The following is a 15,977-nucleotide window of genomic DNA, read 5'->3' on the forward strand; positions in this document are numbered from 1 at the left end:
CCCGGGCGTCAGACGCCGCTGAGGATCATCGCCCCCAGCGTCGACTGCGCGCCCCACTGCACGAACACGGTGCAGGCCCGGGAGTACGTCCTGCGGCCCCTGGGCCGGACCAGCGCCGCGATGCCCGAGACGAGGGACAGGCAGAACGCGACGTCGAGCGCCGGGCCGGGGATGGTCGAGCACTGCTCGCCGTACATCAGGCACCGGCTGCCGCGTTCGCCGGAGAGGACGACCGCCCAGCACAGGGCGACGGTCGGCAGCGGCAGGACCAGGCCGGTGACGGCCCAGCCGCTGATGAAGCGGTCCTTCCGCCCTGGGGTGAGGGTCACCGGCCGCGGAGTCGTGGTGTTCATGCCTTCATCCCGGCGCGCGCCCCCGGCCGCCGGGACCGGCCCGCCTACTCAACCGCCCTGGGTGGTCCCCTGAGTACGCATGCTCAACGCCCGCTCCACGACGGCCTCCAGCTGGTCGTGATGCGCGCCCTTCCAGTACGCGCGCCCGCAGGAGGCGCACTGGGCGAAGACGTCGTACGACCGCTGGGTGCCGCCCTTGAGCTGCTCGGCCACCTCCTCCTTGGCGGCGGTCCGCAGCAGGCCGTTGCAGGCGGTGCAGCGGGTCCAGGGATGAAGCTCCGGGGCGAAACGGCCGAGGACGTCGCGGAGTTGCTCCTCCGGCTGGGTGCTGTACACGTACGCGCCGGCCCACAGTTCGCGGCGGCGCAGCAGTCCCCGGTCGCGGCTGAGCATGACCCGCTTCTCGGCCGCCGAGCGCGCGGCCAGCGCCGGGTCGCCGATGTCGGTGGACTCGTAGGCGGTGTCGACGCCGAGCAGCCGCAGCCGGCGGGCCAGGGTGCCGAGGTGGACGTCGAGGAGGAAGCGGAGCGGGGCGCCGGGTACCCGCTGGGGGCGCGCCACCGCCCGCACGCGCACGGTTTCGCCCGCCCGCGGGATGTGCGAGACCGGCACCTCGCGGCCGTCCACGACCAGCGCGCCGACCTCGGTCAGCGGGACGCCGAGGGACTCGATGACATGGCCGAGCGTGGAGACGCCGTCGGTGCCGAGCGCGGTGGCGCCCACGCGTCGGGCGGCGGGTACGAACAGGTGCAGCTCGGGGGCGACTTCGACGCGGATCTCGGTTCCGTTCACCTCGTCAGCATCGCACGCGCGCGGGCACCGGTCTCAGTGGTTCTCGGCGCGCGGCAGGCCGTGTTCCAGGACGTCCAGAGCGCGGTCGACCAGGTCCCGCAGGTCGTCCCGGTGGCCGTGCTCGGCCCAGTACATGGTGGTCTCCATCAGGCCGCCGATCAGCGACATGGCGTACACCCGCACCTCCAGGTCGCCGGGGTCGCGGCCGGTGCGCTCGGCGACGGCCTGGCACAGCATGCGGCCGGTCGCCGACATGCTCTCCATCATCCGCGAGCGCACCGCGGGGACCTGGACCATCAGCCGGGTGCGCAGCCGCGAGACCTCCGGGTCCTCGTCGAGCCCGACCTGCACGGCGCGCCGCAGCACGTACCGGATCGTGTCGGTCCAGGGCTCCCGCGCGGGCCGCTGCCGGATCTCCTCCAGCAGGACCGCGTCGAACTCGTCGGTGAGGACGATGTCCTCCTTGGTCGGGAAGTACCGGAAGACGGTCGACGGCGACACCTCCGCCCGGTCGGCGATCCGGTCGATCGTCGTGGCGTCGTAGCCCTGCTCCCCGACCAGGGCGTACGTCGCCTCGCGGATCGCCTCCCGGGTCTTGATCTTCTTGCGCTCCCGCAGGCCGGGACGGGGGCCTTCGGAGCGGGCACCGGAGGGGGAGGTGCTGGTGGGGCGTGCGGCCGTCATGCCGGTCATTGTCCGGTATCGGCGGCCGGGGCGGCCACGGCCGGGACCTCCTCGCCCCTCCGTCGCGTCGTACGACGGGGGCGTCCGGCAGCGGCGCCGCGGTCGGGGCCGCCGCGCGGGAGGCGAGGGCGCGCTCCGGCCGCGGACGGCCCGGGACCGTGCCGTAAACGAAGCGGTGTCCGCGGAGGCCGCGGGGTGGGGCGCGTGGGGCGGTCACCGGTGGCGAGGGGGTTGGCCGGCAGGGCGATGCCGATGGCGTCGCCGACCTGCCGCAGGGTGATCGGCGTCCTGGCCCCCGGTTTGGTCCGGTCGGTGGCGCCCGGCCGGCGTGCCCGGCAGGGCCCCGCTGGGGGACGTCCGCCGTCGAACGGCCCAGGGCGCGAAGAAGGCCACGGCTCGGATGAGCCGTGGCCGGAGGAGGGCCGGGAAGCGGGCTACGCGTGCTGGTACGCCACCAGGGAGATCCCCACGTAGTGCACGACGAACGCCGCGAGCGTGAAGGAGTGGAAGACCTCGTGGAAGCCGAACCAGCGCGGTGACGGGTTCGGCCGCTTGATGCCGTAGACCACGCCGCCCGCGCTGTAGAGCAGTCCGCCGACGACCACCAGGACCAGCACCGCGATGCCGCCGGTGCGCAGGAAGTCGGGCAGGAAGAAGACGGCCGCCCAGCCCATCGCGATGTAGCAGGGCGTGTAGAGCCAGCGCGGGGCGCCGACCCAGAAGACGCGGAAGACGATCCCGGCCGCCGCCGCGGCCCAGATGCCCCACATCAGCCACTGACCCTTCGCGCCGGGCAGGAGCAGCATCGTCAGCGGGGTGTAGGTGCCCGCGATGATCAGGAAGATGTTGGCGTGATCGAGGCGGCGCAGCACCCCGCCCATCCGCGGGCCCCAGTCGCCCCGGTGGTACAGCGCGCTGACGCCGAACAGCAGGCAGGCCGTGAGGACGTAGATCCCGCAGGCGATGCGGCCTCTGGTCGAGTCGGCGAGAGCGGTGAGCACGAGTCCCGCGACGAGCACGGCGGGGAACATGCCGAGGTGCAGCCAGCCGCGCAACCTCGGCTTGACCGGATGCGGCAAGGAGAGCGCCAGGGGACCGCGGCCGCCGGCCGGCGTGTCGTTGGGCGCGTCGGGGGCGGACGCAGTCATGCGCCGCATGGTACCTACGCACCCGTAAGTCGCATGTGAGGGGGTTCCCTCGGTCGGGCGGACGCAAAAAGACTTTCAGCTGAAATCCAGACGCACGCAAAGAAAACGCAAACGGCGCTGGAACCGTGGCAGACCTCACGTCGCTCACCTGTGAGACCCCCTGGACAGATGGGCGCTCCAGGCGGATGATCAAATGAGTGCAGTCGGCACCGGATGAGCGACAGCGAAGCGTCCGGGTCGCAGCCCCCACGGGGCAACAAGGAAAAAATCCCTCACCTTAGGAGCAACCGTGGCGCGCGACAACTCGGCTCCCAGCGTTCCCACCCGCCACCAGGAACTGATCTCGTGGGTCAACGAGATCGCCGAACTGACGCAGCCGGACAACGTGGTCTGGTGTGATGGATCCGAGGCCGAGTACGAGCGCCTGTGCGAGGAGCTCGTGGCCAAGGGCACCTTCAAGAAACTCGACCCGGTCAAGCGCCCGCACTCCTACCTCGCCGCCTCCGACCCGACCGACGTCGCCCGTGTCGAGGACCGCACCTTCATCTGCTCCGAGAAGGAAGAGGACGCGGGCCCGACGAACAACTGGAAGGCCCCCGCCGAGATGCGGGAGATCTTCACCGGTGACAAGGGCCTGTTCCGCGGCTCCATGCGCGGCCGCACCATGTACGTCGTCCCGTTCTGCATGGGCCCGCTCGGCTCCCCGCTGTCCGCGATCGGCGTCGAGATCACCGACTCCGCCTACGTCGCCGTCTCGATGCGCACCATGACGCGCATGGGCCAGGCCGTGCTGGACGAGCTGGGCGAGGACGGCTTCTTCGTCAAGGCCGTCCACTCCGTGGGCGCCCCGCTGGAGCCGGGTCAGGCGGACGTGCCGTGGCCGTGCAGCCAGACCAAGTTCATCTCCCACTTCCCCGAGTCGCGCGAGATCTGGTCGTACGGCTCCGGCTACGGCGGCAACGCGCTGCTCGGCAAGAAGTGCTACGCGCTGCGGATCGCCTCGGTCATGGCGCGTGACGAGGGCTGGCTCGCCGAGCACATGCTGATCCTCAAGCTCACCCCGCCGCAGGGCGAGTCGAAGTACGTCGCCGCCGCCTTCCCGAGCGCCTGCGGCAAGACCAACCTCGCCATGCTGGAGCCCACCGTCTCCGGCTGGACCGTGGAGACCATCGGCGACGACATCGCCTGGATGCGCTTCGGCGAGGACGGCCGTCTGTACGCGATCAACCCCGAGGCCGGCTTCTTCGGCGTCGCGCCCGGCACCGGCGAGCACACCAACGCCAACGCGATGAAGACCCTCTGGGGCAACACGGTCTTCACCAACGTGGCGCTCACCGACGACGGCGACGTCTGGTGGGAGGGCATGACCCAGGAGACCCCGGCCCACCTGACCGACTGGAAGGGCAACGACTGGACCCCGGGCTCCGAGGCCCCGGCCGCCCACCCCAACGCCCGCTTCACCGTGCCCGCCTCGCAGTGCCCGATCATCGCGCCCGAGTGGGAGGACCCCAAGGGTGTGCCGATCTCCGCGATCCTCTTCGGCGGGCGGCGCGCCAGCGCGGTGCCGCTGGTGACCGAGTCCTTCGACTGGGACCACGGCGTCTTCCTCGGCGCCAACGTGGCCTCCGAGAAGACCGCCGCGGCCGAGGGCAAGGTCGGTGAGCTGCGTCGCGACCCGTTCGCCATGCTGCCGTTCTGCGGCTACAACATGGGCGACTACATGGCGCACTGGATCAACGTGGCCAAGGACAAGGACCAGTCCAAGCTGCCGAAGATCTACTACGTCAACTGGTTCCGCAAGAACGACGAGGGCAAGTTCGTCTGGCCCGGCTTCGGCGAGAACTCCCGCGTCCTGAAGTGGATCGTGGAGCGTCTGGACGGCAAGGCCGAGGGCGTGGAGACCCCCATCGGCGTGCTGCCGACCAAGGACGCGCTGGACACCGACGGCCTCGAGGTGTCCGAGTCCGACCTGGACTTCCTGCTCACGGTCGACAAGGAGGTCTGGCGCGAGGAGGCCGCGCTGGTCCCCGAGCACCTCAACACCTTCGGCGACCACACCCCGAAGGAGCTGTGGGACCAGTACCGCGCGCTCGTCGAGCGCCTGGGCTGAGCCCCCGAGAACTCCGCGGCCGGTCCGACTAGCCCTGACCAGCAATAGTCGTCACGAAGGCCGGCCGCGGTAGCGCACCGCACCGGGCCGGGACCCGCCCCGTACAACGGCGTACGGCGACGGACCCGGTCCGGTGCGCGCGCATATCCACCCGCACGCCGCGCACCCGGCGAAGACCCGGCACGCGGGGTCAGCCGCCCGGGTGCCGACGCGCGATGATCTCCAGCCGCGGAGACGAGCCCGGTCGCCCCGCCTTCCCGGCACGCCGTGCCCGGCCTCCGCTTCCGCGATCACCACGTCGGGACGGCGCCCGCACCCCGCGCCTTCGCGCCCCCGCGCACGGGGCGAGCAGGGGATCGACGACCTCGCCGCGCCTGCCCGAGCCGACAAGAGGCACCGGGTCCGCGCGTCGCTCCTGGCCCGCGTGACCGGGGCCGGCCTCAAGGGCGTCAGCCGGTGGTGGTGAGTTCCCTCGGGTCGGCGAGGGCGGCCGTGTGGGCGTCCATGCGCTCGGCGGAGAGGATGGCCGCCGCGGTGTCCGCACGGGAGGCCGCGACCACCAGGGCGCGGCCGGCCAGGGCGTGGGCGCGGCGGTGCAGGGCCGCGGGGTCGCCGGCGGCCGCACCCGGCGTCGCGCGCGGCGGCTTGCCTCCCCGCAGCCGGCACACCTCGGAGACCAGCCGTTGCGCGGCCGCGTCCAGGTCGGCGGAGGGGGCCAGGGCGCGCAGCTCGTCGGTGACCGCGAGCAGCGCGGACAGATGTCCGGCGAGCTGGATGTCCAGCTCCTCCTCGCGCGAGCGGTGGGGGAAGTCGGAGGGGGTGCCGGCCGTCGTGCTGTGGACCGACTTGGTGCGGATCGGTTCGTACATGGGGACGGCCTCCTGTGCTCTGGCAGGAAGCCATCCTAGCTTGGATTTCGTCTAAAGTTGAGTCGGATCGCGGATGGAAGCCCGTCGACTACGGACGGCCTTGCCGAAGCCGGCCCCGGGCTACGGCTGCCCGTACCCGTCCAGGAACGTCCCGATCCGCGTCACCGCGTCCTTCAGGTCGCCGACGCTCGGCAGGGTGACCACGCGGAAGTGATCGGGCTCGGGCCAGTTGAAGCCCGTGCCCTGTACCACCATGATCTTCTCCTGGCGGAGCAGGTCCAGGACCATCTGCCGGTCGTCCCGGATCTTGAACACCTTCGGGTCCAGGCGCGGGAAGAGGTACAGCGCGCCCTTCGGCCGGACGCAGCTCACGCCCGGGATCTGCGTGAGCAGTTCGTGCGCCGTGTCCATCTGTTCCTTCAGCCGCCCGCCCGGCAGTACCAGGTCCGTGATCGTCTGGCGTCCGCTCAGCGCGGCGACCACGCCGTGCTGCCCCGGCATGTTGGCGCACAGCCGCATGTTCGCCAGGATCGTCAGGCCCTCGATGTAGGAGTCGGCGTGCGCGCGTGGGCCGGAGATCGACATCCAGCCCACCCGGTACCCGGCCACCCGGTACGCCTTCGACATGCCGTTGAAGGTCAGGGTCAGCAGATCGGGGGCGACCTTGGCGGTCGGGGTGTGCGTGGCGCCGTCGTACAGGATCTTGTCGTAGATCTCGTCGGAGCAGACCAGCAGGTTGTGGCGGCGTGCGATGTCCGTCAGCCCCTTGAGTACGGCCTCGTCGTAGACCGCGCCCGTGGGGTTGTTCGGGTTGATGATGACGATCGCCTTGGTGCGGTCGCTGACCTTGCGCTCGATGTCCGCGAGGTCGGGCATCCAGTCGGACTGCTCGTCGCAGCGGTAGTGCACCGCCGTGCCCCCGGCCAGCGAGACCGCGGCCGTCCACAGCGGGTAGTCCGGCGCCGGTACGAGGACCTCGTCGCCGTCGTCCAGCAGCCCCTGCATGGCCATCACGATCAGCTCGGAGACGCCGTTGCCGATGTAGACGTGCTCGACGTCCGTCTCGATGCCGAGGGTCTGGTTGTGCATGACGACCGCGCGCCGGGCGGCCAGCAGGCCCTTGGCGTCGCCGTAGCCGTGCGCCGTGGAGACGTTGCGGAGGATGTCCTCCAGGATCTCCGGCGGGCACTCGAAGCCGAACGCCGCCGGATTGCCCGTGTTCAGCTTGAGGATGCGGTGTCCCGCCGCCTCCAGCCGCATGGCCTCTTCGAGAACCGGGCCCCGGATCTCGTAACAGACGTTGGCGAGCTTGGTCGACTGGATCACCTGCATACGCGTGAGCTTAGGCGGCCTTGGCCGCTCATGGGTGGTGTTTTCCGCCACGCGAGACGGAGATTTGCCCGGATTGCGCCGGCGGCGGCTCGCACACCGCTGCCCGCACACCGCCGCAGCTCCCTACAATCCGCTGTCGTGTCCAGCGAACGTGAGTACGAGTCGGAGGCGTACGGCGCGCACGGCGCGGGGGAGGAGCCCCACGTCCCGCCGCCCGTGTACCACCCGCGGCCCGGCCCCGCCCCGGCGTACGAGGAGTACGCCGACCCCGCCGTCGCGCACGGCTGGCAGAACGCGTACGAGGAGACGCGGGAGCTGCCGCCGGTCACCGAGGCGGGACCGGCGGGAGGCGGCGTCGGCGGGCCGTCCGGTGCGGGTCCGGTCGATCCCGGCCCGTCCGGCCTCGGTGATCCCGGCCACGCCGCCCCTGGTGCGCCGGCCCACGGCGCGTCCGGCCTCGACGGCTCCGGCCCCGGGGCGCCCGGTGCCTGGGCGGCGCCGGACGCCGCCGGGGGCCGGGCCGAGCGGCGGCGCCGGGAGCAGCGGCGCAAGGGCGGTCGCCGGCGCCTCGCGGCCGTCGCCGGGGCGCTCGGCGTCGCCGGTGCGGTCGCACTGATCGCCGGGGTCTCGGGCTCGGGCGGCTCGGCCGACTCCCCCCGCAAGGAGGTCGGGGGCGCCGGCGCCACGGGGGGCACCGGCACCGACACGGGTATCCCGGGGGCGACCGCCTTCCCGTCGGCGACCTCCGGCGCCGGCGCCCCCGCGGGTTCCGCCCCGGCCGCGTCCCGGGCCGCGGGCACCAAGGCCACCACCTCCCGCCCGGCGCCCACCACCTCCGCCCCGCCGCCCGCGAAGACCGGCGCCCCGGCCCCGGCGCCGACGACCGCGGCACCCACCTGGTCGCCCGTCGTGCCCGGCGGCAAGGGCAACGGCCACGGCAGGCGGCCCCACTGACCGACCTCAAGTCGTCCGGAAATCAAGCGAGTTGATCACAGGCGTCGCACAGGGAAACCCCTACGACCCGATCCGGCTTCTTGTTCCCGTCCCCTCCCTGCGCCGAGAATGCGCATGACAACACAGCGGGCGACCGGAACTCCCTCCGGTCGCCCCCGTCGTAAGAGGGGACCCCCACATGAACAAGCCTCTCCTCGCCGCGCTGTCGGCCCTGGCCCTGGCCGGCCTGGGCGCGGCTCCCGCGGTCGCCGCCCCGCTCACCGCGGCCCCCGCCCCGCACACCGTCAACTCCCCGGCGGCCAAGGCGAAGCCGTCCGCCGTCACCGTCAACTTCGCGGGCACGGTCTCGCTGAGCAACTGCTCCGGCTCCGTCATCCGCTTCCCCAACTCGGTCGACAGCGACCCGGCGTTGGTGCTGACCAACGGCCACTGCCTGGAGACCGGCTTCCCCGCCCCCGGTCAGGTCATCACCGGCCAGTCCTCCAGCCGCACCTTCGGCCTGCTGAACGCCAGCGGCAGCAAGATCGCCACCCTGCGCGCCAACCAGGTCGTCTACTCCACCATGACCGACACGGACGTCACGATCTACCGCCTCACCACCACGTACGCGCAGATCAAGAGCTCCTACGGCATCAGCCCGCTCACCGTGAACGACACCCACCCCGTCGCGGGCACCGCCATCAAGGTCGTCTCCGGCTACTGGAAGACGACGTACAGCTGCAACATCGACGGCTTCGTGTACCAGTTGAAGGAGGGCGACTGGACCTGGAAGGACTCGGTCCGCTACACCTCCAGCTGCAACACCATCGGAGGCACCTCGGGTTCCCCGGTCATCGACACCGGCACCGGCAAGGTCGTGGCCGTCAACAACACGGGCAACGAGGACGGCGGGCGCTGCACGGTCAACAACCCGTGCGAGGTGGACGAGAACGGCACCGTCACCGTCCGCCAGGGCATCAACTACGCCGAGGAGACGTACGAGATCCCGGCCTGCTTCACCACCGGCAACACCCTGAACCTCGCCGCCGCTGCCTGCACCCTGCCCAAGCCGTAGGACGCGGGCGTACGGGACTCACCCCGGCGTCCGGCGGACGGAACGGCCCGCGAGCACGTCCGTCCGCCTGCCGTCCTCGATGACGAAGCGGCCGTCGACGAGGACGTACGGGATGCCCGTCGGCAGCGCCCGGGGCGCGGCGAAGGTGGCGCCCGGGGCGACCGTCGCCGGGTCGAACAGCACCAGATCCGCCCGGTACCCCTCACGCACCAGGCCCCGGTCCGGCAGCCGCAGCCGGGCCGCGGGCCGCCCGGTGAGGTGCGCGACGCACTCCTCCAGCGACAGCACGCCCGTCTCCCGCACGTAGTGGCCGAGATAGCGCGGGAAGGTGCCGTACGCCCGCGGATGCGGCTTGGCCCCCCGCAGGATGCCGTCCGAGCCGCCGGTGTGGGCGCGGTGACGCATGAGCGCGCGCACGTTGTCCTCGTGGCCGACGTGCTGGAGGACGGTCGTACCGAGCCGGTCCTCGATCAGCAGCCGCCGGACGACCTCCCACGGTGTCCGGCCCTGCCGGGCCGCCGACTCGCTCACGGTGCGCCCCACGTACCCGCCCAGCGCCGGGTCCGTCACCCCGGACACCTCGACCGTCTCCCACGCCACGGGCACTCCGTGGCAGCCGTCGGAGCCGGTCACCTCCAGCTCCCGCCGGACGCGCTCGGCCGTCGCCGGGTCCGCGAGCCGGGCCGGCACCTCCGCCGGACCGCCCTCGCCCGCCCAGCTCGGCAGCAGCGCGGCCAGTGTGGTGCAGCCGGGGGTGTAGGGATACGTGTCGAACGTGAGGTCCACGCCCGCGTCGAGGGCCCGGTCGAGCAGGGCCGTCAGCTCACCGGCCCGGCCCTCGTTCACGCCGAAGTTCATGGTGGCGTGCGCCAGGTGCAGCGGGCAGTCCGCCGCGCGGGCCAGCGCGACCATCTCGGCGTAGGCCTCCAGCGCGCCGGCGCCGTAGGAGCGGTGGTGCGGGCAGTAGTAGCCGCCGTGGGCCGCCACCACCCGGCACAGCTCGGTCAGTTCGGCGTCGTCAGCGTACATCCCGGGTGTGTAGGTGAGCCCGGAGGACAGGCCGACGGCCCCCTGCTCCATCCCCTCGGCGACCAACTCCCGCATACGGCCGATCTCCCCGGCGGTCGCGGGCCGGTCCTCCCACCCCATGACGAGCGCGCGCACCGTGCCCTGCGGGACGAGGTAGGCGGCGTTCACGGCGATCCCGCGCCCGTCGAACCCGTGGTCCAGCCGGTCGAGGTACTCCCCGACCGTGCGCCAGCCGAATTCCACGTCCTCGCCGTACCCGTTCCACCCGGCGATCGCCCGGCGGACCTCCGCCAGCGTCCGGTCGTCCACGGGGGCGTACGACAGCCCGTCCTGGCCGAGCACCTCCAGGGTGACCCCCTGCGCGGCCTTCGCGCTGTGGTCGGGGTCGCGGAGCAGGGCGAGGTCGGAGTGGGCGTGCATGTCGATGAAACCGGGGGAGAGGACGAGACCCTCGGCGTCCAGCTCCCTTCTGGCCCGCGGCCGCTGGCACCCGGCCGCCGCGGCCTCCTTGACGATGGACACGATCCGGCCCCCGTCGACGACCACATCGGCCCGGTACGACGGCTCGCCGCTGCCGTCGACCACGTCGGCGTCCCGGACGACCAGCTCTTCCATGCCGGGCCTCCCCGCGCGTCCTAGAAGTAGGTGCGGATGTAGTCGACCACCGTTCCGTCCGCCTCGGCCACCGGAATGAGCTGCCACTTCTCGAAGACCGTGCACGGGTGGGACAGCCCGAAGCCGATCCAGTCGCCGACCCGGACATCCGCCTCCGGTCCGGTGCGCAGCCACAGGTGCTGGTCGGACAGCGCGGTCACCTCGACGCCGGCCGCCGGCCTCTCCGCGCCGTCCCGCCGCACCACCTGCGCGACCGGGAGGTCGAGGTCGTAGGAGACGTCCCGCTTCCCCGCGTTGACGAACGCCTCCGCCGCCGAGGGGCGCGAGACCACCTGCGCCCACAGCCGGAACGCGGGCTCCAGCGCGCCCTCCTCGGGCACCCGGTTGAACGGGGTGAGCTCGCGGTAGTGCACGTCGTCGTGCGAGACGTACGCGCCGGAGCGCAGGAGTTTCAGGACGGGGCGGGAGAGCGCCGGAATGCCGGCGAAGACGTCGGCGACGGCGTCGAACCACTCGCTGCCGCCGGCGCTGACGACGATCTCCTCGGCCTCCTCGAACAGCCCGTCCCGGTCGAACCCCGCGGCGAGCGCGACGAGCCGGTCCAGCCACCGGCGCACCCGCGCCGGGTCGGCGTCCGGCACCTGCGCCTCGTACCCCGCCACGCCGACGAGCCGGAGCGCCCGCGCACGGCCGACGGCCTCGGCGACGGTCCGCGCGTCCGCCGCCGTCCGGGCGCCGGTACGGGCCTTCTCGCCCGCGCCCAGCTCCACGACGACGTCCACCGGGCGCACGGCCCCCCGCAGGGCGGCGTCCATCAGCTCCACGCCGCGCACGGAGTCGACGTAGCAGACGAAGCGGAAGCCGGGGTCGGCGGCGAGCTCACCGGCGAGCCAGCGCAGGGCCGAGGCGTCCACCAGCTCATTGGCCAGGAAGATCCGCCGCACGCCGAACTCCCTGGCCACCCGCACCTGATGGGGCACGGCGAGCGTGATGCCCCACGCGCCGTGCTCGATCTGGCGCTGGAAGAGCCGCGGGGCCATGGAGGTCTTGCCGTGCGGCGCGAAGGCGAGGCCGTGGCGCGTGGTGTAGGACTCCATGAGCGCGAGGTTGTGCGCGAGGCGCTCGGCGGAGAGGACGAGGAGAGGGGTGGTGAACCCGTCCTGCGCGCCGAACAGATTGCGGCGCTGGCCGGCCAGCTCCCGGACAGTGAGGCCGTGGGCGTCCGGCGGAAGGCCCTTGAAGCGGTGGTCGACCTGTTCCTCGGCCAGCCGGTCGAGCGCTTCGGTTTCCATGGGAGCCCCTCTTCGGCCTGTTGCGTTCTGTGCAACGTCCATTGCACGTGGTGCTCACCGCTGTCTAGCATCTCGCCGAAGCCGGGTCAACGGAGCCACCGCCCGGAGGATCGACAGGAGCCATCATCGACGACGCTGCTGACGGTGCGGGGAGCACGTCCGTGGACGCGGTCGCGCTGGGCGAATCCATGGTCACCTTCGTCCCCACCCGACCGGGGCGCCTGGCCGACGTGCCGTCCTTCGACCGTGCGATCGGCGGCGCGGAGTCCAACGTGGCGTGCGCGCTGGCGGCCTTCGGGCACACGGCGCGCTGGGTGAGCAGGGTGGGGGCGGACGGGTTCGGGGAGCACCTGGTCGCGGGCGTCGCGGGATACGGCGTCGACGTGTCCGCCGTCCACCGCGACCCGACACGGCCCACGGGCGTGTACTTCCGTACGGCGGCCGACCGGGCGGCGCGGACACACGAGGTGGCCTCCTACAGGGCGGGGTCGGCGGCGTCGGCGATGTCCGTCGCCGACACGGACCTCGCGGCCGTGCCGGCCGGGCGCGTCCTGCACCTGTCCGGCATCACCGCGGCCCTCTCCGACGAGTGCCTCGCCCTGATGCGCGAGCTGACGGCCTCGCGCCCCGGCCGCCCCCTCGTCTCCTTCGACGTCAACTACCGGCCCGCGCTCTGGCGCCGTCACCCGGACGGGCCGCGCGTGCTCCTGGAGCCGGCGCGGCGCGCGGACATCGTGTTCGTCGCCTGGGGCCTGCGCGGCGGCCGGGCCATCCTCGCGGCGCTGCCGGAGCCGGCGATCGTCGTCGTCAAGCAGGGCAGGGGCGGCGCCACCGCCTGCGACAAGGCCACCGGGGCGATGGAGGACGGCGATGGCACCGCGACCTTCGTGCGCGCGCCCGGGGTGGACGTCGTCGCCCACGTCGGCGCGGGCGACGCGTTCGCCGCCGGATTCCTCTCCGGCACCCTGCGCGGCCTGCCCGTCCGGGACCGCCTCCGGCACGGCCTGCTCTTCGCCGCCGCCGCCCTCACCAGCCCCACCGACCTTGCCCCGCCCCCCACCCGCGCCCTCGCCGACCACCTCGCCGCCCTGGACGACGCGGCATGGGGAAGACTGCGACTCGCCCCCGGCTGGACGCGGACCGCGTGGGCGCCCGAGGAGGCCGACACCCCATGAGCCAGACCGTCGACCGCGCCCTGAGCATCCTGCCGCTGCTCGCCGGGGGCCCCGCCGACCTCGGCCAGGTCGCCGACCGCCTCGGCGTCCACAAGTCCACCGCCCTGCGCCTCCTGCGCACCCTGCACGAACACGGGCTGGTCTACCGCCAGTCCGACCACCGCTACCGCCTCGGCGCCCGCCTCTTCGCCCTCGCCCAGGAGGCGATGGAGAACCTGGACGTCCGCGAGATCGCCCACCCCCACCTCGTACGCCTGAACGAACAGTGCGGCCACACCGTCCACCTGGCCGTGTACGACGACGACGAGGTCCTGTACATCGACAAGGTCGACAGCCGCTACCCGGTCCGCATGTACTCCCGGATCGGCAAACCCGTCGCCCTCACCGTGGCCGCCGTGGCGAAACTCCTCCTCGCCGACCTCCCCGCCCCGCAGCGCCGCGCCCTCGCCGAGAAGCTCGACTACCCCTCCTACACCCCCCGTTCGACCCCGAACGCCGACGCCTACCTCCAAGAGCTGGCCAGGGTCCGGGAACAGGGCTGGGCCGCGGACCTCGGCGGCCACGAGGAGTCCATCAACTGCGTCGCCGCCCCCGTCCGCGGCGCCGACGGCCGCGTGGCCGCCGCGATGTCGGTGTCCGCCCCGAACGTGGTCGTCACCGCCGACGAACTCCTCACGCTCCTCCCGCTGGTCCGCCGCACCGCGGACGCGATCAGCGCCGAGTACTCCGGCAGAACACCGGTGACCGAACACCCGTAAAGGACCCCGTATGACGGAGAAGACCGCCCTCACCCCGAAGACCCACACCACCCCGCCCGCGAAGTTCTCGCACGGGGTGCGCAAGGGCAACATCCTCCAGGTCGCCGGCCAGGTCGGCTTCCTGCCCGCCGAGGAGGGCAGGCCCCCGACCCCGGCCGGCCCCACCCTGCGCGAGCAGACCCTCCAGACGCTCGCCAACGTCAAGGCGATCCTGGAAGAGGGCGGCGCGAGCTGGGACGACGTGATGATGCTCCGCGTCTACCTCACCGACGTGGACCACTTCGCCGAGATGAACGACATCTACAACGCCTACTTCGAGGCCGAGGCCCTCACCCAGCCGGCCGCCGCCCGTACGACGGTCTACGTCGGCCTCCCGCCCGGCCTGCTGATCGAGATCGACGCCCTCGCCGTGCTCGATTCCCCTGGAGCGGCGTAAGTCGCCGCCGCCACGCGCCGGCTGACTGGTTCCGGCACAGGGAAGTCGTCCATACTGCCGCCGTGGAGCAGCGCATAGGATCAGGCAGCAGTCCGTTGAACACCGAAGCGTTGAAGGCGGAGGCGGTGACGGCCGAGCCCGTGACGGGCGCCGGTTTCGACCCGGCCTTCATCCCGGGCATCACGGCCCCGGCGACGCCCTTGGCGAAGCAGGAGGAGCCCGAGACCGAGACGCCCGACGCGTCGGCGGAACCGTCGGAACCGGCGGAGCCGGAGGCCACCGAGACGACCGGGGCCGCCGAGGAGGGCGACGAGGACGAGACCGCGGCACCCGCCGACGGCCCGGTCTTCGAGGCCGCCGACCGCCGCGCCAGGATAGTGGCCGACCACAAGGGAGTCCGCCTCAGCCTGGACGAGGAGGCGTGCGAGTTCGGCTGGCCGGAGATCGCCGCGGTGGAGTCGGAGTCCTCCCGCTTCGGCAAGCGCTACACGATCACCGTCCACACCCCCGACCGCCGCTGGTACCCGATCGAGATCGAGGCCACGTCCCGCTCCCGCTTCAAGGAATGGGACGAGCAACTGGACGCGGTCCTGGACGCGTACTTCGAGGACGGCGACTGACCCCTTGCGCTCCACGAGCCGGCTCCCCCGGGGAGCCGGCTCCCTCATCCGTGCGCATCTACGGCTTGACGCCTTGCTCACGGCTCGACGCCTCCCTGGGGCCGCCGCCGCTCGATCCGGTCGAGTACCGCCCCCCGGCCCGGTCGGGCAGAAGCCCCCGCAGCGTGTGCCGCATCCGCTTCGGATACTCGACGGCCGCATCCCACCCGTCCCCCGCCTCGTCACCGGAGAACAGCACCCAGTGAGCGACCGGCACGACGGCATCAAACTCCGGCACACCTCCGCTGTGACTGTCGATCGCCGGTACGACCAGATGGTCGGGGTCGTTCGGCTCGTACCGGACGAGAAGCGGCCTGGCCCGCCGCGGTTCGTCCTCGCCCCCCATCCGGTCGAAGCCATCGCCCTCCACCATTGGTGCCGCCACCGCATCGACCACCCGCCGCAGCACGTCGCCGTCCCCGCCGACCGAGGGGAACTGCTCCGGCGCGAGCCGGCGGGTGGGCAGATGCAGCAGCATGGCGGCTCCAGACTCCAGCAGGGGCACGCGCGGGGGCGGTCAGACCCCCCGAGAACTTCTGATAAAGTTTGGTCCGCCGCAAGGGAAACGCGAGAGCGGGAACCGGAAGGCGCCGAGGAAATCGGATCGGAAAGATCTGATAGAGTCGGAAACACCGAAGGGAAGCCCGGAGGAAAGCCCGAGAGGGTGAGTACAAAGGAAGCGACCGTTCCTTGAGAACTCAACAGCGTGCCAAAAGT

16 protein-coding genes are annotated in these 15,977 nt (G+C 72.4%); 7 read left to right on the forward strand and 9 right to left on the reverse strand.

What is annotated here, in order from left to right; genetic code table 11:
• Positions 1-8 precede the first annotated feature (8 nt).
• From QSK45_RS33365 to trhA, 4 genes are all read right to left on the reverse strand, one after another.
• Positions 9-353: a hypothetical protein gene (locus QSK45_RS33365; protein ID WP_285562647.1), complete on the reverse strand. Its 345-nt coding sequence runs from the start codon at positions 351-353 to the stop codon at positions 9-11.
• Between the two features lie 48 nt (positions 354-401).
• Complete coding sequence (locus QSK45_RS33370) at positions 402-1,145, reverse strand: Mut7-C RNAse domain-containing protein (protein WP_285562648.1); 744 nt, start codon at positions 1,143-1,145, stop codon at positions 402-404.
• A 33-nt stretch (positions 1,146-1,178) separates the two neighbouring features.
• Positions 1,179-1,829 carry a TetR/AcrR family transcriptional regulator gene (locus QSK45_RS33375; RefSeq protein ID WP_490993652.1) on the reverse strand — a complete coding sequence of 217 codons (651 nt, stop codon included), beginning with the start codon at positions 1,827-1,829 and terminating at the stop codon, positions 1,179-1,181.
• A 434-nt stretch (positions 1,830-2,263) separates the two neighbouring features.
• Positions 2,264-2,977: a PAQR family membrane homeostasis protein TrhA gene (gene trhA / locus QSK45_RS33380; protein WP_285562650.1), complete on the reverse strand. Its 714-nt coding sequence runs from the start codon at positions 2,975-2,977 to the stop codon at positions 2,264-2,266.
• Between the two features lie 289 nt (positions 2,978-3,266).
• Between trhA and QSK45_RS33385 the strand changes: the two genes are divergently transcribed.
• The gene (locus QSK45_RS33385) at positions 3,267-5,087 is read left to right on the forward strand and encodes a phosphoenolpyruvate carboxykinase (GTP) (RefSeq protein WP_285562651.1); all 1,821 of its coding nucleotides are present in this window, start codon (positions 3,267-3,269) and stop codon (positions 5,085-5,087) included.
• 449 nt (positions 5,088-5,536) lie between these two features.
• Here QSK45_RS33385 and QSK45_RS33390 read toward each other — a convergent pair whose 3' ends face one another.
• Positions 5,537-5,956 carry an SCO4983 family protein gene (locus QSK45_RS33390; protein ID WP_285562652.1) on the reverse strand — a complete coding sequence of 140 codons (420 nt, stop codon included), beginning with the start codon at positions 5,954-5,956 and terminating at the stop codon, positions 5,537-5,539.
• Between the two features lie 120 nt (positions 5,957-6,076).
• Entirely contained in the window at positions 6,077-7,288 is a 1,212-nt protein-coding gene (locus QSK45_RS33395; RefSeq protein WP_285562653.1) for a pyridoxal phosphate-dependent aminotransferase, read from the reverse strand.
• A 138-nt stretch (positions 7,289-7,426) separates the two neighbouring features.
• On the opposite strand from QSK45_RS33395, the gene QSK45_RS33400 reads away from it, so the two are divergent.
• Together QSK45_RS33400 and QSK45_RS33405 are read left to right on the forward strand one after the other, a co-directional pair.
• Positions 7,427-8,242 carry a hypothetical protein gene (locus QSK45_RS33400; protein WP_285562654.1) on the forward strand — a complete coding sequence of 272 codons (816 nt, stop codon included), beginning with the start codon at positions 7,427-7,429 and terminating at the stop codon, positions 8,240-8,242.
• A 178-nt stretch (positions 8,243-8,420) separates the two neighbouring features.
• On the forward strand, positions 8,421-9,296 hold the full coding sequence (locus QSK45_RS33405) for a trypsin-like serine peptidase (protein ID WP_285562655.1): 876 nt from the start codon (positions 8,421-8,423) through the stop codon (positions 9,294-9,296).
• Between the two features lie 18 nt (positions 9,297-9,314).
• On the opposite strand, the gene QSK45_RS33410 is transcribed toward QSK45_RS33405, so the two are convergent.
• On the reverse strand, positions 9,315-10,940 hold the full coding sequence (locus QSK45_RS33410; protein WP_285562656.1) for an N-acyl-D-amino-acid deacylase family protein: 1,626 nt from the start codon (positions 10,938-10,940) through the stop codon (positions 9,315-9,317).
• Positions 10,941-10,960: 20 nt separating this feature from the next.
• Complete coding sequence (locus tag QSK45_RS33415; protein WP_285562657.1) at positions 10,961-12,232, reverse strand: amino acid deaminase; 1,272 nt, start codon at positions 12,230-12,232, stop codon at positions 10,961-10,963.
• Between the two features lie 125 nt (positions 12,233-12,357).
• Here QSK45_RS33415 and QSK45_RS33420 point away from each other — a divergent pair, with 125 nt between their 5' ends.
• From QSK45_RS33420 to QSK45_RS33435, 4 genes are all read left to right on the forward strand, one after another.
• On the forward strand, positions 12,358-13,407 hold the full coding sequence (locus QSK45_RS33420) for a sugar kinase (RefSeq protein WP_490993653.1): 1,050 nt from the start codon (positions 12,358-12,360) through the stop codon (positions 13,405-13,407).
• Entirely contained in the window at positions 13,404-14,165 is a 762-nt protein-coding gene (locus tag QSK45_RS33425) for an IclR family transcriptional regulator (protein WP_285562659.1), read from the forward strand. The genes QSK45_RS33420 and QSK45_RS33425 overlap by 4 nt, the downstream gene beginning before the upstream one ends.
• Positions 14,166-14,175: 10 nt before the next feature.
• Positions 14,176-14,601: a RidA family protein gene (locus QSK45_RS33430; protein WP_285562660.1), complete on the forward strand. Its 426-nt coding sequence runs from the start codon at positions 14,176-14,178 to the stop codon at positions 14,599-14,601.
• 95 nt (positions 14,602-14,696) lie between these two features.
• On the forward strand, positions 14,697-15,221 hold the full coding sequence (locus QSK45_RS33435; protein ID WP_285562661.1) for a hypothetical protein: 525 nt from the start codon (positions 14,697-14,699) through the stop codon (positions 15,219-15,221).
• 58 nt (positions 15,222-15,279) lie between these two features.
• Here QSK45_RS33435 and QSK45_RS33440 read toward each other — a convergent pair whose 3' ends face one another.
• Positions 15,280-15,738: a hypothetical protein gene (locus QSK45_RS33440; protein WP_285562662.1), complete on the reverse strand. Its 459-nt coding sequence runs from the start codon at positions 15,736-15,738 to the stop codon at positions 15,280-15,282.
• Between the last annotated feature and the right edge of the window lie 239 nt (positions 15,739-15,977).

The sequence above is a fragment of the Streptomyces hygroscopicus subsp. hygroscopicus genome (genome assembly GCF_030269125.1).
Classification (GTDB): domain Bacteria; phylum Actinomycetota; class Actinomycetes; order Streptomycetales; family Streptomycetaceae; genus Streptomyces; species Streptomyces hygroscopicus_C.

What these genes read in the sequence shown, in the direction of transcription:
- QSK45_RS33365 (WP_285562647.1), bottom strand. Translation starts at nt 353, where the DNA reads ATGAACACCACGACTCCGCGGCCGGTGACCCTCACCCCAGGGCGGAAG.
- QSK45_RS33375 (WP_490993652.1), bottom strand. Translation starts at nt 1,829, where the DNA reads ATGACGGCCGCACGCCCCACCAGCACCTCCCCCTCCGGTGCCCGCTCC.
- trhA (WP_285562650.1), bottom strand. Translation starts at nt 2,977, where the DNA reads ATGACTGCGTCCGCCCCCGACGCGCCCAACGACACGCCGGCCGGCGGC.
- QSK45_RS33390 (WP_285562652.1), bottom strand. Translation starts at nt 5,956, where the DNA reads ATGTACGAACCGATCCGCACCAAGTCGGTCCACAGCACGACGGCCGGC.
- QSK45_RS33395 (WP_285562653.1), bottom strand. Translation starts at nt 7,288, where the DNA reads ATGCAGGTGATCCAGTCGACCAAGCTCGCCAACGTCTGTTACGAGATC.
- QSK45_RS33405 (WP_285562655.1), top strand. Translation starts at nt 8,421, where the DNA reads ATGAACAAGCCTCTCCTCGCCGCGCTGTCGGCCCTGGCCCTGGCCGGC.
- QSK45_RS33410 (WP_285562656.1), bottom strand. Translation starts at nt 10,940, where the DNA reads ATGGAAGAGCTGGTCGTCCGGGACGCCGACGTGGTCGACGGCAGCGGC.
- QSK45_RS33415 (WP_285562657.1), bottom strand. Translation starts at nt 12,232, where the DNA reads ATGGAAACCGAAGCGCTCGACCGGCTGGCCGAGGAACAGGTCGACCAC.
- QSK45_RS33425 (WP_285562659.1), top strand. Translation starts at nt 13,404, where the DNA reads ATGAGCCAGACCGTCGACCGCGCCCTGAGCATCCTGCCGCTGCTCGCC.
- QSK45_RS33430 (WP_285562660.1), top strand. Translation starts at nt 14,176, where the DNA reads ATGACGGAGAAGACCGCCCTCACCCCGAAGACCCACACCACCCCGCCC.
- QSK45_RS33440 (WP_285562662.1), bottom strand. Translation starts at nt 15,738, where the DNA reads ATGCTGCTGCATCTGCCCACCCGCCGGCTCGCGCCGGAGCAGTTCCCC.